Origin of the sequence: Amycolatopsis rhizosphaerae, assembly GCF_007713715.1 — a bacterium.
Classification (GTDB): domain Bacteria; phylum Actinomycetota; class Actinomycetes; order Mycobacteriales; family Pseudonocardiaceae; genus Amycolatopsis_E; species Amycolatopsis_E rhizosphaerae.
Map to the genome: position 1 here is coordinate 1 of NZ_VJWX01000004.1, position 15125 is coordinate 15125.

At 68.0% G+C, this 15125-nt stretch carries 17 protein-coding genes and 1 tRNA gene; 7 read left to right on the plus strand and 11 right to left on the minus strand.

Features of this window, described 5'->3' with window-relative positions:
- A partial coding sequence (locus tag FNH05_RS00865; protein ID WP_246127400.1) for a sodium:calcium antiporter occupies window positions 1-955 on the minus strand: 955 nt, incomplete at its 3' end.
- A gap of 620 nt (window positions 956-1575) precedes the next feature.
- Between FNH05_RS00865 and FNH05_RS00870 the strand changes: the two genes are divergently transcribed.
- The 3 genes from FNH05_RS00870 to FNH05_RS37715 all read left to right on the plus strand — a co-directional run bounded on the left by FNH05_RS00870 (window position 1576) and on the right by FNH05_RS37715 (window position 2775).
- Window positions 1576-1980, plus strand: coding sequence for a hypothetical protein (locus FNH05_RS00870; protein ID WP_144584870.1), 405 nt, complete (start codon window positions 1576-1578; stop codon window positions 1978-1980).
- Window positions 1948-2080 (plus strand) — tRNA-OTHER (locus tag FNH05_RS37710). The genes FNH05_RS00870 and FNH05_RS37710 overlap by 33 nt, the downstream gene beginning before the upstream one ends.
- Before the next feature lie 188 nt (window positions 2081-2268).
- A complete protein-coding gene (locus tag FNH05_RS37715) occupies window positions 2269-2775 on the plus strand; it encodes an MFS transporter (protein WP_186382302.1) in 507 nt (168 codons plus the stop codon).
- 17 nt (window positions 2776-2792) lie between these two features.
- On the opposite strand, the gene FNH05_RS00880 is transcribed toward FNH05_RS37715, so the two are convergent.
- The 5 genes from FNH05_RS00880 to FNH05_RS00900 form a co-directional block, all read right to left on the minus strand.
- Window positions 2793-3272: a hypothetical protein gene (locus FNH05_RS00880; RefSeq protein ID WP_144584872.1), complete on the minus strand. Its 480-nt coding sequence runs from the start codon at window positions 3270-3272 to the stop codon at window positions 2793-2795.
- 5 nt (window positions 3273-3277) lie between these two features.
- Window positions 3278-4477 (minus strand): ACR3 family arsenite efflux transporter, encoded by a 1200-nt coding sequence (arsB, locus tag FNH05_RS00885; protein ID WP_281287585.1) that lies wholly within the window; start codon window positions 4475-4477, stop codon window positions 3278-3280.
- 30 nt (window positions 4478-4507) lie between these two features.
- Entirely contained in the window at window positions 4508-5161 is a 654-nt protein-coding gene (locus FNH05_RS00890) for an arsenate reductase ArsC (RefSeq protein ID WP_222426472.1), read from the minus strand.
- A complete protein-coding gene (locus FNH05_RS00895; RefSeq protein WP_144584874.1) occupies window positions 5158-5850 on the minus strand; it encodes an arsenate reductase/protein-tyrosine-phosphatase family protein in 693 nt (230 codons plus the stop codon). Before FNH05_RS00895 ends, FNH05_RS00890 begins: the two co-directional genes overlap by 4 nt.
- Window positions 5851-5930: 80 nt before the next feature.
- Window positions 5931-6440, minus strand: coding sequence for an ArsA-related P-loop ATPase (locus tag FNH05_RS00900; RefSeq protein WP_222426473.1), 510 nt, complete (start codon window positions 6438-6440; stop codon window positions 5931-5933).
- Here FNH05_RS00900 and FNH05_RS38745 point away from each other — a divergent pair.
- Together FNH05_RS38745 and FNH05_RS00915 are read left to right on the plus strand one after the other, a co-directional pair.
- Window positions 6370-7008 (plus strand): hypothetical protein, encoded by a 639-nt coding sequence (locus FNH05_RS38745; RefSeq protein WP_222426476.1) that lies wholly within the window; start codon window positions 6370-6372, stop codon window positions 7006-7008. The genes FNH05_RS00900 and FNH05_RS38745 overlap by 71 nt on opposite strands.
- 257 nt (window positions 7009-7265) lie before the next feature.
- Complete coding sequence (locus FNH05_RS00915) at window positions 7266-7613, plus strand: MFS transporter (protein WP_246127402.1); 348 nt, start codon at window positions 7266-7268, stop codon at window positions 7611-7613.
- A 230-nt stretch (window positions 7614-7843) separates the two neighbouring features.
- On the opposite strand, the gene FNH05_RS00920 is transcribed toward FNH05_RS00915, so the two are convergent.
- The 3 genes from FNH05_RS00920 to FNH05_RS00930 form a co-directional block, all read right to left on the minus strand.
- Window positions 7844-8284 carry a helix-turn-helix domain-containing protein gene (locus FNH05_RS00920; RefSeq protein ID WP_144584880.1) on the minus strand — a complete coding sequence of 147 codons (441 nt, stop codon included), beginning with the start codon at window positions 8282-8284 and terminating at the stop codon, window positions 7844-7846.
- A 254-nt stretch (window positions 8285-8538) separates the two neighbouring features.
- Window positions 8539-9402: a class I SAM-dependent methyltransferase gene (locus FNH05_RS00925; protein WP_144584882.1), complete on the minus strand. Its 864-nt coding sequence runs from the start codon at window positions 9400-9402 to the stop codon at window positions 8539-8541.
- A 97-nt stretch (window positions 9403-9499) separates the two neighbouring features.
- Window positions 9500-10081: an XRE family transcriptional regulator gene (locus FNH05_RS00930; protein ID WP_144584884.1), complete on the minus strand. Its 582-nt coding sequence runs from the start codon at window positions 10079-10081 to the stop codon at window positions 9500-9502.
- A 99-nt stretch (window positions 10082-10180) separates the two neighbouring features.
- Here FNH05_RS00930 and FNH05_RS00935 point away from each other — a divergent pair, with 99 nt between their 5' ends.
- Both FNH05_RS00935 and FNH05_RS00940 read left to right on the plus strand, forming a co-directional pair.
- Window positions 10181-11182, plus strand: coding sequence for an NAD(P)/FAD-dependent oxidoreductase (locus FNH05_RS00935; protein ID WP_144584886.1), 1002 nt, complete (start codon window positions 10181-10183; stop codon window positions 11180-11182).
- A 78-nt stretch (window positions 11183-11260) separates the two neighbouring features.
- Window positions 11261-12850 (plus strand): MFS transporter, encoded by a 1590-nt coding sequence (locus tag FNH05_RS00940; RefSeq protein WP_144584888.1) that lies wholly within the window; start codon window positions 11261-11263, stop codon window positions 12848-12850.
- Window positions 12851-12969: 119 nt separating this feature from the next.
- On the opposite strand, the gene FNH05_RS00945 is transcribed toward FNH05_RS00940, so the two are convergent.
- A complete protein-coding gene (locus tag FNH05_RS00945; protein ID WP_144584890.1) occupies window positions 12970-13734 on the minus strand; it encodes a 2-phosphosulfolactate phosphatase in 765 nt (254 codons plus the stop codon).
- A gap of 521 nt (window positions 13735-14255) precedes the next feature.
- Window positions 14256-15065, minus strand: coding sequence for a pentapeptide repeat-containing protein (locus FNH05_RS39015; protein WP_186382303.1), 810 nt, complete (start codon window positions 15063-15065; stop codon window positions 14256-14258).
- Window positions 15066-15125 lie beyond the last annotated feature (60 nt).

The following is a 15125-nucleotide window of genomic DNA, read 5'->3' on the forward strand; positions in this document are numbered from 1 at the left end:
GTTTGTGGGCGCGCATGGTGGCCAGCAGGTAGGTGATGGCGATCATGGTGACGATCCCGGCCCAGAGCAGGGCGCTGTCGAAGCGCCACGGGGTGAACAGCAGGCCGAGTCCGCTGGGCACGGTGGCCTGGATCATCATGGCGCCGGAGATGTTGGCCAGCGCGAGGCTGGTTTTGCCCTGGCGGACCCAGATGATCGCGTTCATGATCTCGGGCAGTTCGGTGGCGATCGGGGAGAGCAGCAGCGCGGTCACTGCGCCGGCCAGGCCCAGCATCGGGCCGATCGCGTCGAGTTGGTGCACGAACAGTTGCGAGGCCAGGAAGATCACTGCCAGGGTGGCCAGCGTCTGGGCCACCACGGCCCAGGTCGCCGGCGATGTGCGGTGGGGCTGGATCTTCAACGGTGCCAGCCACTCGTTCTCGCTCTGCTCACCGGCGCCGCTGCGGATCTCGCGCCAGAAGTAGACGGCGTAGGTGGCGAAGAACAGCAGCCCCAGCCACGGTTTGATGGTGAACGCGACCAGACCGAGCCCGATCTTGACCGTGAACACCGCGAGAAACCAGCGCTGGTCTTTCACCAGCCTGTGCGTATCTTCGGGCCCGGTTACCTCGGTTTGCCGCGGGGCCTCCGGTTGCGGGTTGCTGCCGCCTGCGGTGATCAGGGCCTGTGCCGCGATCTTGGGGCGTCGGGCCAGCAGCGCGAAACCGGTGATGCCGTAGGCGATCGTGGCCAGCGCGAGGGGGCCGCCGAGGGCGGCGCCTACTCCGATGTCGCGGGACTGCGTTGTGCCGCCGGTGGTGACCGCGACCAGTGTGACCACCGATTCGGGAAGGGCGGTGCCGAACGCGGCCAGCACGGTGCCGACGGCCATCCGGCCGACGTTCAGCCGCTGGCCCAGCCACTCCACTGCGTTGACGAACCACTCACAGGAAAAGTAGATCGCCGCTGCACACACGACCAGTAACACGAAATGCCACACGGCAACCCGTCCTCGTCCCATACCGCAGTCGGCGCGGGACCAAGGAGGGAACCTCGATCCCGCGCGACGGCGACCCTTTGCGTCAACAGAGCCATCGATTCGGGACCGAAGGTCTCGCCCACCCGCCTTCAGGCGGGCCCCGCGACCGGCACCCCCAGCGGGTGTTCAGCATGTCGATCAGCGGGCCGCGTGGGGCTACTCCCCTCCGGAACGTCCCCACTCCAGCACCGCGAAGCGTGTTACCGCAACCGGCGCCCGAGATCACGAAGGCGCGAAAACCCCTGTGCAGCATGGGAAACATCAGACTTGGCCGTCCCGAAACCACGCAACGGCCGGGCCGTAAGAGCGGCCGCGGCCAGCGCGACATCCGTGCGTGAGCTCGTCTTCCGGTACGCCAACAGACGAGTGAGAGCCGGAAATCCGCCCATGCCTGGGGCAACTTGCCATGGTGAGGATCACGAGACCTGGCAGAAGTCGGGAGAGGACCGGGCGCCGGTGATCGATGGTGTCGCGGCGAAGGTCGGTTCCCCAGACATCTCCACTTCCTATGGGGAGTCCTCGTACGGCGACTCCTGCGGGCGTGTTCTCGTTGACGAGTGCGTTTTGGCGGCAGCCTGACCCCGGGCGGGTGTGTCGTACCTGCACGTCGATACCTCGGACTGCGGGTCGGCGACGTCAACAGCCCCGACTACAACACTCATCAACGATGCGCTCGCGGCACGTGCCCGTTTAACGAGCAGGCGTCGGAGAACCTGTGGAATACGGGCGCCGTATATGACTATGCGCTGGTCATTGGCGTGAACACGCGGCGCGTGCCCGGTGCCGGCAGCGTCTTCTTCCTGCATGTCAGCGACGGTGCTTCGACCGCGGGATGTGTGGCCATCCGGGCCAGCACCCTCGTATCAATCCTGCGCTGGGTCCAGGCCGGAACATTGATCGCGGTCTCATCCCGTCAGGAAATGGTCGCTGGGGCTGCACAGTCCCTGAACGGCAACGTTTGACCGGCGGATTCTCTGCCTGCTACCGCTGACCTGGAGACAGAGAGTCACGTTCTCCTCATTGACAGTGAGGGAGTCAGGGGTTCGAGTCCCTTTAGCTCCACCGAGGATTCGATTTTTGTACGCTGACCTGTGTCTTTGTGCGCGTAGTGGCCCCTCGACCTCAATGCGAGTGAGGGGTTTTCGGTTGTCAGAAACGGTTTTCGGATTTTAATCCCGTAAGGTGTTCGGGCTTGTTGACGCTGGTGATGTTCAGGTCGGGAGTGTCGTCGGCCGGAGCCGTGGTCTGCAGTGTCGTCCGTTTTCGGTCTCTGCCTGCCATCAGGACATCTTGCTCGCCGAGCCAGCGAAAGTGGAGGTAAGGGCGACCACGATGCCCGTGATCAAGGTTGGGGTGGTGGTCGCGGCGGTGCGCTGCGGCATGACACGACCGCACCACCCCGCAGCAACGCCCTCGGGCTGGGATTCTTCGCCCTCGGCTACCTCGGCCTCGCCTTCGCGCACACGCTCCCGATCGCAATCACCGTGCTGGTGCTCTACGGCGGCTTCAACGCCTGCACCGAAGGCGTCGGCAAAGCCTGGATCTCCACCCTCGTCCCCGCCGAAAGCCAGGGCAGCGGCCAAGGCATCTACCAAGGCGCCACCGGCGCTGCCATCCTCCTCGCCGGCATCTGGGCCGGTCTGGCCTGGGGCAGCGACGGCACACTCCCGCTGCTCATCTCCGGCAGCATCGCCGCAGTGGTGGCAGCGCTGATGGTCGTGTCCCGGACCAGACCCCTACGACCAGGACGGTCGTAGTCGCGCGCAGGCACAGCTCAGATGACGGTCACGGTCACCTGCCACTGTTGTTGTGCGACCTCGCATGGCGGGGTGGCGTGCCTGCAGGCGATATCCGTGCCGGCCGTCAGAGTGGCGGCGCCGGGCCGGGTGGCCAGGAAAGTCGCTTGCGCGGGACCACCGGCCGGGTAACCGCCCGAGGTACTCACGCGGGTGACCGCGTCGCCGGTCACGGTCGGGAGCTGCCATGACGAGTCACCCGGGCTCCCCAGGCTCACCGTGAATGACTGGCCCACCCGCACTTCGACGACGACGCCCCGGTCGGACACCGTCAGCGCCCGCGGGTTGTGCACGATCTTGGGTGTGGTCGCGGTCGGCGACGGACCGCCGGGGAAGGTGACCACGACGCCGGGTGGCTCCGTGCCGGTCTGTGGAGTCAGCGAACCGGCCGGGGCTGATCGGGTCCCGCAGGCGGCCGTTGCAGCGGTCAACAACAGCCCGACGAAAGCCGCCATCATGGTCTTCACGCTGTACGGACGAGCGGTACGCACTGATGGGTTGCCTGCGGCGGAGTCCTGGTCTGCTTGGGCGGATGCCGATCCACCACGTGCCCGGCCGGCCGTGGATCAGTGATGTGCGCGTCGCTGTGGCTCCATCGTTTACGCAGCCAGAGGCTGACGTAGACCAGGGCGACCAGCACCGGCACTTCGATCAGCGGCCCGACGACGCCGGCCAGTGCCTGGCCGGAGGTCACGCCGAATACGCCGATGGCGACGGCGATGGCGAGTTCGAAGTTGTTGCCTGCCGCGGTGAACGCCAGGGTGGTGGTGCGGGCGTAGCGCAGGCCGATCGCTTTGCCGAGCGCGTACGAGCCTGCCCACATGATCGTGAAGTAGGCCAGCAGCGGCAGGGCGATGCGGGCGACGTCCCAGGGCTTCGCGGTGATCGTGTGGCCCTGCAGGGCGAAGAGCACGACGATGGTGAACAGCAGACCGTACAGCGCGACGGGACCGACCTTGGGCAGGTACTTCGACTCGTACCACTGCCGCCCCTTGGCCTTTTCCCCGAGACGGCGGGACAGGTAGCCGGCGAGCAGCGGGATGCCGAGGAAGACCAGCACGCTCTTGGCGATGCTCCAGACGTTGACGTCCAGCGCGGCGGTGTCCAGACCGAGCCAGCCGGGCAGCACCTGGAGGTAGAACCAGCCCAGCACACCGAACATAACGACCTGGAACACCGAGTTCAGCGCCACGAGCACCGCGGCGGCTTCCCGGTCGCCGCGGGCGAGGTCGTTCCAGATGATCACCATGGCGATGCACCGGGCCAGCCCCACGATGATCAGGCCGGTGCGGTACTCCGGAAGGTCCGGCAGCAGCAGCCAGGCCAGGGCGAACATCAGCGCCGGGCCGATCAGCCAGTTGAGCACGAGCGAGGAGATCACCATCCGCTTGTCGCGGGTGACGGTGTCCAGTTTGTCGTAGCGGACCTTGGCCAGCACCGGGTACATCATCAGCAGCAGGCCCAGTGCGATGGGCAGCGACACGTCGCCCACCTTCACCGCGTCCAGCACTCGCTGCAGGCCCGGCACGAACCGGCCCAGCAGGACCCCGGCGACCATCGCGGCACCGATCCACACCGGCAGGAACCGGTCCAGCGTGGACAGCCGCTTCAGCACGGCGGCGTCGGGGGCTGCCGCGCCCTTGGTGTCGGTCGACTGCTTCAACAGGCTCTCCTTGCGTTGACGTTCGGGTGCTCAGCCGCGGGCCGGAACGCCGAGTTCGGTGAGCAGTGCGCGGACGCGATGTTCGATCTCGTCGCGGATGGGCCGGATGTCGGCGGGGTCCTTGCCTGCCGGGTCTTCGAGTTCCCAGTTGAGGTACCGCTTACCGGGGAAGACGGGGCAGGCGTCGCCGCAGCCCATGGTGATGACCACGTCGGCGGCTCGCACGATTTCCTCGGTCCAGGGCTTGGGGAATTCCTTGGAGATGTCGATGCCGCGTTCTGCCATCACCGCGATCGCGGCCGCGTTGACCTCCCGGCCGGGCTCGGAGCCACCGGACCAGGCCACCGCGTGATCACCGGCGAGGTATTCGAAGAAGCCCATCGCCATCTGGCTGCGTCCGGCGTTGTGCACGCACAGGAACAGCACGGTCGGCCTGCCGTCATGCGCGTTACCTTCCACTTTGGACAATGCGCGCAGGCGCTGCCGGGCGAACCGCTCGGCCAGCAGGGGCAGGAAGTTCGGAACGGTGCTGTGCGCGGCGAACTGGTCGTAGCTGGCGTGCAGGAACCGTTCGATCGTGTCGGTGTTGAACGTCCCGCCGAACTCGCGGCCGAGGTTGGCGGCAGCGGAACTCAAGGCATGCCGTTGGGCGCCGGACAGGTCGTCTCGGTGGGAAGTGGTCACGGTGTTTCTCCTGAAGAGTGGACTGCGGAGGCCAGGCGGGTTACCCGGTCGGTGAGTTCGTGCAGGGTGTGGTCGAAGGCGTCATCGGTATCGGCGCGAACCGGATCCGGCACCGACCAGTGCAGCCGGTCGGGCAGGGTGGCGCCGAGCTGCTCGTGTGCGTTGTCGCACACGGCAACCACCAGATCCCGGGGTCGCATCACGTCGTCGACGTGCTTGGTGCGGGCTCGGGGCAAGGACAGGCCGTGTGAGCGAGCAGCCGCGATGGCGCGCGGGTGCACGTGCGGAGCGGGATCGGTCCCCGCCGAGGTCGCAGGAACACGGCTGTGGCGCTTCCACAATGCCGCGGCCAGCTGTGAACGCGCCGAATTCTGGGTGCACACGAACACCACGCGGGGCGCGGTGCGCACCTCTGCCGGAGCAAGGTCGGCCAGTGCGGCGGGCTTCAACCGCAGGTAGGTGCGCCGGTGATCGCCCTCGGAGCGGGACCGTTCGATCACCCCGGCCTGCTCCAGCAGCTTGAGGTGATGCGCCAGCAGGTTGCTGGACAGCCCCAGCTCACGCCCGAGTTCACCGGGTGAGACGTCCCCGAGCACCAGGCGATCCACGATCGCCAGCCGCGCGGGCTCCCCCAGCGCCGCGTGCACCCGGGCTCGGGCCACCACCGATGAAGACCAGTCAGTGTTCATTGAGTCAATGATGACTGAGCTAATTCAGTGGTGTCAACCCGGGTCCTCCAGCGGCGCCGCCGGGGGTGCGGCTGAGGCGTCTATCCGAGCGGCGCTGCGGTGGCGCTCGCATGGTTCGGCTCGGCGCAGAGCCGCGTGAGTGCGTCCACTCCGGTAGGGGGCTCGGCCTGCCACGGCACGACAGCCAGTGTGTTGTGGTGGTTGCCGACCTCCGCGATCCAGCGAGTCTCCTGCCGCGATCGTCCCGCCAGCACAGGGTCGCGGGTCATGGTGGCTGCGAGGCTCTGATTGACGATCCATGCGGTCGGCTGGATGCCGGCACGCTGGAGGTCGGCTTGCAGTTGAGCCGCTTCGTGTACCGGGGTGGGTTCGGGCAAGGTGACCAACAGCAGGGTGGTGAATGCAGGGTCGCGCAGGCGGTCCAGCAGTTGCGGTACCCCGTCGCTGTCCCCGTCGCTGTGCCGGGCGACGTCGCGTTGGTAGCTCTGGGCGGCGTCGAGCAGCAGCAGGGTGTGTCCGGTGGGCGCGGTGTCGAGCACCACGATTCCTTCGGCCGCCGAGGCGACGGTACCGGCGAAGGCCCGGAACACCGCGATCTCTGATGTGGTCGTAACCCGCGGTCGCTTCCGGATCGCCCAGCAACGCGGTGAATTCGTCGAACGCGGCGATCTCGACCGTGCACGCACCGGAGAGCTGCTCCTCGATACCGGCCACCGTGTTCGCCGGGAGCAGGTCACGGTAGGGGCCGACGACGCGCTCACGGTACGCGGTGCACTGGCTGACGACCCGGCTCGCCGGCGTCGAATCGCGGTGGGCGGTTATGCCGCCACTGCCGGGTTGGCCGCGTCGACCGGTGCGGCGGCGAGCGTCTGGCAGGTCGGGCTGCGTGCCGGGGCTTGGGCCGCGCGGGGCTTGCGTGTCCCGGCGCGCAACGCGCTGCTCGCCGATGTCGTCCCGGCCGGCTCTTATGGTCGCCGAGATGACGGTCGCGGCCAGGTTGTAGCCGGTGTAGAGCAGCAACGCCAGGGTGGTCGCGGTGGCGATGCCGTGAAGGGGGGCCAGCAGGTCGGTGGCGCGCAGGATGAGCAGGGTGGCCGCGACATTCCCGACCTCGAACGCGGCGGTGGCCACCAGCAGCCTGCCGAGCCGTCCGCGTAGCACCGGCCGCACCCGCAGCCGGATCGGCACCCGCTCGCGTCGCTCCACCTTGGGGGCGTGGCGGATGGCGTAGACGATCGCCGCGGCGGCCAGCAGACCAGGGATGACCGACAAACCGATCGCCCACCGAGTGCCCACCGCGGCCACGAGACCGAGTGCCAGAAGCGGGCCGATGATCGCGCCAAGGTTGTCCATCCCCCGCTCGAACCCCCGCCGGGCGGCTGGCCGACCGGCTCGGCACCCGTGGCCCGGTCGCCGTGCTGGCCGCTGGGGTCGGGGCGTTCGCGTTGGCCTACGCCGGGTTCGCGGTCACCACCTCCGCCCTGATCGTGCTGGCGCTGCCGTTCGTGGCCGCGGGCATCGGCATCGGCGCGGCCGAAACCGCCGAACACGCCGCGGTCGCCGCCCTGGCGCCCGCCGACCTCAGGGGCTCGGCGTTCGGGCTGCTGGCCGCCGTCCAAGCTGTCGGCAACCTCGCCGCATCAGCCGCCGCAGGTCTACTGTGGACACTCGCCTCACCTGCCGCCGCGTTCGGCTACCTCACCGGCTGGATGCTCCTGGCCCTCGCCGGGCTGCTCACCCTCACCCGCACGAGCAACGTCTGACAGACACGGCAGTACGAGGAAGACGTGACTTTCAGATGGCCCAGAGTGACTTCAGGCCCTCTTCTGCCCCGCCCTGCCGCAGCGAAGCGGGTCGGTGACGTGTCGATCCTCCGCTCCTGGCACAGCCCGAAACCAAGTGACTGCGCGCACTCTGGCACAACGAGCCCGACTTTCTCGTAGCTGGGGGACTATCGAAATCGTCGCTGGGTTTCGGGAGGCGAATGGCGTACTCACGATCGTGGTCGTCCCTGAGAGTCGCGGGTAGGAACGCCGCGTTCCCGGAGTCTGGTCAGCACGGTGGTGTGGTTGACGCCCAGATGCCGGCCGACCCGGGCGAGGGACCAGCCGAGGTTGTAGAGGTGGATGGCGTCGTCGACCTGCTCAGGTGAGAGGCCGCGGCGGCGCATCGGCACTTCGCGCCGGTGGAGGATGTTGCTGACCGTGCGCCGCTCGATGCCGAACTGCTCGCCCAGGTCGTACACGGTCGCGCCGGACCGGTAGGCGGCGATCAACTGCTGGATCTGTTCGTCGGTGAGTTGGCGGACACGCCGTGGCCGGTCCCGCTTGGTCGAGGGCGGCTCGGGCGCATTGATGCGCGGAAGCTTCTCGCGGAGCTGTTCCAGGGCCCTGACCTGGTCTTTCGGGTTGTAATAAGCTCCCCCAGGGTCCACAGCAGGTCAGAGGCCCGGCTCGCGGATTTCGAGGCTGTTTTCCAGTCGTTTCAGAGCGTTCATTCCTTGTGTGACTTCGCAGGTGCGGATCAAGGAGCTTTTCGAGTTGATCGATGAGTTTCTGGCGTTCCGGGACACGAGTGCCGTGAAGGCTATGGCTGCCGATGGGTATCTCGCAGTGTCAAATGCAACAAGACTGGCAGACGACGAGAGTCGAGTGTTGGCGATGGAGGCTTCACGAGCGGCCTTCCTTCTCAGGCGCGGCGTGCGGCCCAGACGGAACGCTTGGTGCGGACCACGAGGTCGTCACGCCGCAGGAGGCTGTGCGGGCTGTCGGCGTCGAGCAGCCGGTCGAGCGCGACGAGGTCCTCGGTGTCGAGCTCGGCTGCGACCGAGCCGCGAACGCGTTGCAGCGCACCGAGGGCGTACTGGCCGATCGCCGCGTTGCCGGCGCCCCTGACGTCCACATCGACGATGAGTTCGCCCTCCACCGCGAATCCGGCGGCGGTGAGCATCGGTCCCCAGTCGGCGCCGCGGTGGGGGAGGTGCTGGCCGTGGAGCCGGTTGCTCACGGCGTGGACGCGGTCTTCCAGGCCGGGCCGGTCGGCGGGTGCGGTTCTGGGCAGGAAGCGGGGAAGGCCCGCCATCTCGATCACGACGAACAGGCCTCCTGGTGCGAGCAGGTCGTGGACGGAGCGCAGGGCGTGGCCGGGATCAGCCATGTGGTGCAGGGAGCCCGAGGCCCACACGAGGTCCGGGGTGCCGAGGTCGGGCCAGGTGGCATCGTCGAGGTTGGCGAGCACCGTGCGCACGTGCCCGTCCACCCCGCGGGCGCACGCGTTCTCGTTGAGCCGCCGCAGGTGGCCGGGCGAGGTGTCCACGGCTGTGACATGCGCCTCGGGGAACTGGTCGAGAAGGGCGAACGCGCCCGCTCCGGTTCCCGAGCCGAGGTCGACGAGCTGGTGCGGGTCGCCGTGCAGGGGCAGCCACCTGATGATCTCGGTGGTGTGCTCGGCGAGGACTTCCGCGTCCAGCTCGAGGATCTCCGCCTGTGCGCTGTCCGCGTCGTGGTGATGGTGGCCGTCGCCGTGATTGTGCTGGGCATGCGCGTGCGTCATGCTGCCACGATAGAAGCACTATGCCTGTTCTGCATATTGCCTTGCGTATTGCGCAAGGAGATGGGCTCGCGCAATGCCGTCGGCGCAAGTGGTGTCGTTATGAGTCGGTGTCTTCGGTGTCGTCGTTCTCGCGATGCCCGCGGCGGGCGTCCCGGTCGAAGATGAACATGACGTCGCACGGGCGACCTTCCGCGCCGATGGCGTGCGGCATCATGGTCGGGAACTCGGCGGCACGATTGGTCTCGACGCGGAAGCGGCGGTCGCCGAGCAACAGGGTCGCGGTGCCGGACAGCACGACGAGCCACTCCCTGCCCGGATGGGCTCGCATCTTGGCGGGATTGTCCGGCGGTGGCTCGGTAAACCGCCGGCGCATGACGCTCATGGCCGGGTCGCCCTTCATCGGCCAGCTCAGGCCGTTGGCGCCGTGGTTCATCGGATTGATGACAACATCATCCGCCGCGTTCTCGACCAACTGGTCGAGGGTGGTGTCCAAGGCGCGGGCCAGCGCGACGAGCTGGTCCAGCGCCAGGCGGCGCTGGCCGTTCTCGATGCGGCTCAGCGAGGACTGTCCCAGGTGGACTCGCTGGGCCAGTTCCTCCAGGGACAGGCCCTGTGCGACCCGCAGTGCCCGGATCCGTTTGCGCACGAGGCCGTCCAGCGTGCCTTCTTCTTGCGTCATAGGCAAGATGGTATGCCAAGTCTGCAAATCCTGCTTAGCATCGTGGCAGATGGCCCCGGAACGACTCGGGCCACGCACGAGGAGAAAGGGCGCGCAGAGATGTCCGCACAGACTTCCGCGTACGCGAGCGACGCACTGACCGGCGAGACCGTGGACGTTGTGGTGATCGGCGGGGGAGCCGCCGGCCTGAACGGTGCGCTGATGCTCGCCCGCTCTCGCCGCTCCGTCGTCGTGGTCGACAGCGGCAATCCCCGCAACGCACCGGCCGAGGCCATGCACGGCTTCATCGTGCTGGACGGTACGCCGCCCGCCGAGATCCTGGAGCGTGGCCGCGAGCAGGTGCGCCACTACGGCGGCAAGGTCGTCTTCGGCGAGGTGACCGCGGCGGAACCCGCCGAGGCGTCGGACGACGGCGACCTGCGCTTCACCGTCACCCTGTCCGACGACAGGACCATCACGGCACGCCGGGTACTGGTGGCCACCGGTCTGCGGGACGTGCTGCCCGACGTGCCGGGGCTCGCCGAGCACTGGGGCCACGGTGTCGTGCACTGCCCGTACTGCCACGGCTGGGAAGTGCGGGACGAGGCCATCGGCGTCCTCGCCACCGGCCCCGCGTCCGTCCACCACGCCCTGCTGTTCCGGCAGTTGAGCGACGACCTCGTCTACTTCACCCGCGACAGCGAGCTCGACGAGAACACCCGCGAACGCTTTGCCGCCAGGGGTATTCGCATCGTCGACATCCCGGTGGAAGAGGTCTTGGCGGCCGACGACGGCAGCGTCGCCGGCCTGCGCCTGGCCGACGGTTCGGTCATCGCCAGGAGCATTCTCGCGGTCTCCACCCGGATGCAGGCCCGCACCGACGGACTGGACGGGCTGAAGCTGCCGATGGAGGACCTGCCCGACGACATGGGCCGCCGCTTCGTCGCCGGGCCGGCCGGGACGACCGACGTGCCCGGCGTGTGGGTGGCCGGCAACGCCACCGACCCGGCCGCCCAGGTCGGAGCCTCCGGCGCGGCCGGTGCCCTGGCCGCCGCGCATATCAACTCACTGCTCGTCACGGCCGACACCGACGCGGCGCTGAACCGCGTCACCACCGGCTGACCTTCACTTCCCCCAACCACTTCCGGCGCCGGGCACCGCCCGGCGCCGTGATTTCCCATGCCCTTCTGAGAGGAACCGATGAGCACCAACCAGCCCGCACAGGGGACGGCCACACCGGACGCGCGTCAGCTGCGCACCATCCTCATCTCCGTGTCCATCTCGTTGATGGCCGTCGTCGCCTCGGTCTCGGGCCTCAACGTCGCGCAGACCCAGATGGCCGTCGAGTTCGGGGCCTCGCTGGGCACGGTTCTCTGGATCATCAACATCTACACCCTGACCCTGGCCGCGCTGCTGCTGCCGCTCGGCGCGATCGGTGACCGCCTGGGCCGCAAGCCCATGCTGACCGCCGGGCTGACGTTGTTCGGCATCGCGAACGTGGTGGCGGCACTGTCCCCGACCGCCGGGGTCATGATCGCGGCGCGCGCGATCGGCGGTGCCGGCGCCGCGATCATCATGCCGATCACCCTGGCCGTGATCACCTCCACCTTCCCTGAGGAACGGCGCGGCAAAGCCATCGGCGTGTGGACGGGCGTCGCGGGAGGTGGCGGCATCCTGGGCATGTTCCTCTCCGCGGTCCTGGTCGACATCGCCGACTGGCGCTGGCTGTTCGCGCTCCCGACCGCGCTGATCGTCGTGGCGCTCGTGACGACGGTGAAGTCGGTGCCCAACTCCCGCGAGCGCTCGGCTCACCCCTTCGACACCGTCGGCGCGCTGCTCTCCGCCGTTGCCGTCGTCGGCCTCATCTTCGTGCTGCAGGAGGGACCCGAACGCGGCTGGACCGCCCCCGAGACGTTGATCAGCCTCGTCGTCGGCATCGTCGCCGGCATCGGCTTCGTGGTCTGGGAGTTGCGCCGCCGTGACGCCTCCCTGCTGGACGTGCGCCTGTTCCGGGAACGCGGCCTGGCGGGCGGCTCGCTCACGTTGCTCGTGGTCTTCGGCGTCCAGGCGGGCATCGGCGTGGTGCTGTTCCCGTTCTTCCAGGCCGTGCTCGGGTGGTCGGGACTGGTGTCGACGGTGGCCCTGATGCCCATGGCGATCTCGATGATGCTGGCCTCCGGCCTCGCGGCCAAGCTGGCCGAGCGCATCGGCTCCCGCGCGACCATGACCACCGGCGTCGCGCTGGCCGGCGTGGGACTGGTGTTCATGGGACTGTTCGTCTCGGTTGAGGGCGGCTACTTGTCGATCCTGCCGGGGCTGGTCGCCATGGGCCTCGGCATGGGCCTGTCGATGACGCCGTCCACCGAGGCCATCACCGGCTCGTTGCCGCGAGACAAGCAGGGTGTCGCCTCCGCGCTCAACGACATCACCCGCGAGTTCGGCACCGCCCTGGGTGTCGCACTGCTGGGCGCGCTCCTGTCCGGCGGCTACCGCGCCTCGATCGACGGCAAGCTGTCCGGTGCCCCCCAGGAGGCCGCGGACGTCGCCAGGGAAGGCGTCGCCAACGCCGTCGAGGTCGCGGGCAGCACCGGCTCGTACGCGACACAGATCCTCCATGCCGCCCGTGAGTCCTTTGTGGATGGATGGCGGCAGGCCATGTGGGCGGGAGCGGCCGTCATGGTGGTGTTGTCCGTCTACGTCGCGGTGCGAGGCCCGAAGAACCGGGTGCGCTCCGCGGCGGACGACGCCGAGACCGGTCTCGGGTCGAGCCGGGTCGAATCAGCCCTGTGACCGCGGCCTCCACCGCTGCTCTGCGTCCGGTGAACGAGTCCTCGCGGTCAAGCCCCAGCAACATCCCAACAACAAGCCCCGGTCAACCACGGTCGACAGAGGTACCCCGCGCACACCCCTTACACAGCCCCTGGGCGGAAGCTGTGCTCCAACAGCACCGGCACCGCTTCACTCCGGTCCGTCTCGCCAGCGATGTCGACGTCATGGCTGTAGCCAGCCGCAGCGAGTTCCCGGCCACTGGCTGAGGCATGGAGCTGCTGTGGGAGGTCACCGGACACCCGCTCGAAGGCCGCGACCGCCGCCTCTGCCTCGGGCGAGCGGGAGCCGGGCCAGTAGGCACGCAGAGCTGCGAGGTACGCACCAGCACCCCAGAGATCCTCCACCGCAGGACGCAACCCACCGTGCGGCCACTGCTCACCGGCGGCCACAACGGCAACACCACTGCTGCCCTGTCCCAGACGCGCTGCCGTCCACTTCGCAGCTGCCGTCGAGTTCCGTAGCGACACGCCGATCACCTCGCCGCCCAGGCCGGCCATCGACACAGCGATGGTCGATCCATTCGGTGACGGCAGGACCAACCGGCGGATATCGCCGGCCGCGCGCAAGGTCTGCGGGGACAAGCTCACGTCACCAGCGCGAGCCTGGGACCGGCCCACCGCCAGGACTGCCCCATGCCGCTTGGCGAACCCGAGCGCCGACTCGTCGCGCCAACGATAAGGAAAGACCTCGACACCGCGGTCCATCGCGACCGTCAGGGTCGTGGTGAACGACAGGACGTCGACCACAGCGACCACCCACGACTGCTCCGCGATTTCCCGAGCCCCGGACAGGCCCCAATCGAAGCGCAAACGGTAGCCGGCCTGCCTGTACGGACTCTGACTCATGCAACCGATCCTGCACCACGCACCAACCACCGGGGCGCCGCCCTGGACCCCGGCACCCGGACCCGGGTTGCCGAGCCGTTGACGGTTTTGGGGATCCTGACTGGAGCCTCGACGATGATTTCTCTGCCGTGATGGAGCAGATGCCGAAGGTTCTGTCCGCTATCCGAGCCGTACGCAGGGTGGATCTCGACTTTTACAGTCAAGGAGTCGAGCGACTACTGGTGTTCGAGCGTTGAATGGTCCTCGCGTGGAGAGGTGGATCGGATGTTCACGTCTCTGGGTGTGAATGTTGGGCGCCGTTTCCGCCGCTTGTGCGCTAATGGTCGATATTTGACTGGATGTTGCATTAAAGATCAACGCCGCACTTTACCCACGCAAAAGGGCGAGAAATCACCTGGAGCGTTTGGGATGAATCGCGCTTCCGGCCACGGTCAGCTCGATGATCACGAGGTTGAGCGCATCGGCACTCGCCCGGGATGTCCGCCCTCAGCCCATGTAGTTGTTCAGCCGTCGCACTCGATTCAACGGCAGAAGAGCGCGAACTCCACCCCCGTCTCGTCTCGTGCGGGGGTGCAGGTGAGGGAAGTGCCGCTGAGGTCGGCGCCAGTGAAGTCGGCGACGGTGAGGTCGGCGCCAGTGAAATGGGCGCCAGTGAGATTGGCGCCGTTGAAGAAGGCATTACGGAGGTAGGCGCCGCCGAGGTAGGCGCCGGTGAGGTCGGCGCCTCGGAAGCTGGCAGCGAGGAGGTTAGTGGGGGCGACGGCGTATCTGGCGTCCCCGGCGATGTCGGCATAGCCGCCACCTTGGAGGTAGGCGCCGCGGAGGTCGGCGTTGTCGAAGCTGGTGGTCTCGAGGTTGGCCCCCCTGAGGTCGGCGCCGCGGAGGTTGGCGCCGGCGAGGTAGGCGTATCGGAGGTAGGCGCGTTTGAGGTCGACCTGCGCCAAGCAGACGTTACTCAAGTCGATGCGGGGATCGTTGTCTCGCGGGTTTCGGTGGGTGACAACAGTGAGTGCGGCCTGCACATCGACGGTGGGTGGTTGGTTCGGGCACCTGCCCTGTGGGTCACGCTTGGTTGTTTCGCGCACGAAGGCGGTCAGCACGTTGACCATGGCGGGCTGATCGTCGGGGGAATCGCGGGCGATGCGTTCCAGTGCGTAGATGCCGCCGAGGCGGACGTCGAGATTGTCCCGTGTGCCAAGCTGCTCGATGGCTTTACTGAACCGATCGGTGAGCTGCTGCTGCCGAAGGTTCTCGGCCTGTGCCTCGGTGGCCTTCAGCGTGGCTTCCGCGTTTTTGGCCTGCGGAATGGCGAAGACCAAACTGACCAGCACCGCCCCGAGCGTGAGGACCTGAGTGAGGTCAAAACGGCGCCGGGGTGAGGCTGCTGTCCC

What these genes read in the sequence shown, in the direction of transcription:
- FNH05_RS00880 (WP_144584872.1), bottom strand. Translation starts at nt 3,272, where the DNA reads ATGATGGCGGCTTTCGTCGGGCTGTTGTTGACCGCTGCAACGGCCGCC.
- FNH05_RS00895 (WP_144584874.1), bottom strand. Translation starts at nt 5,850, where the DNA reads ATGAACACTGACTGGTCTTCATCGGTGGTGGCCCGAGCCCGGGTGCAC.
- FNH05_RS00925 (WP_144584882.1), bottom strand. Translation starts at nt 9,402, where the DNA reads ATGACGCACGCGCATGCCCAGCACAATCACGGCGACGGCCACCATCAC.
- FNH05_RS00930 (WP_144584884.1), bottom strand. Translation starts at nt 10,081, where the DNA reads ATGACGCAAGAAGAAGGCACGCTGGACGGCCTCGTGCGCAAACGGATC.
- FNH05_RS00935 (WP_144584886.1), top strand. Translation starts at nt 10,181, where the DNA reads ATGTCCGCACAGACTTCCGCGTACGCGAGCGACGCACTGACCGGCGAG.
- FNH05_RS00940 (WP_144584888.1), top strand. Translation starts at nt 11,261, where the DNA reads ATGAGCACCAACCAGCCCGCACAGGGGACGGCCACACCGGACGCGCGT.
- FNH05_RS00945 (WP_144584890.1), bottom strand. Translation starts at nt 13,734, where the DNA reads ATGAGTCAGAGTCCGTACAGGCAGGCCGGCTACCGTTTGCGCTTCGAT.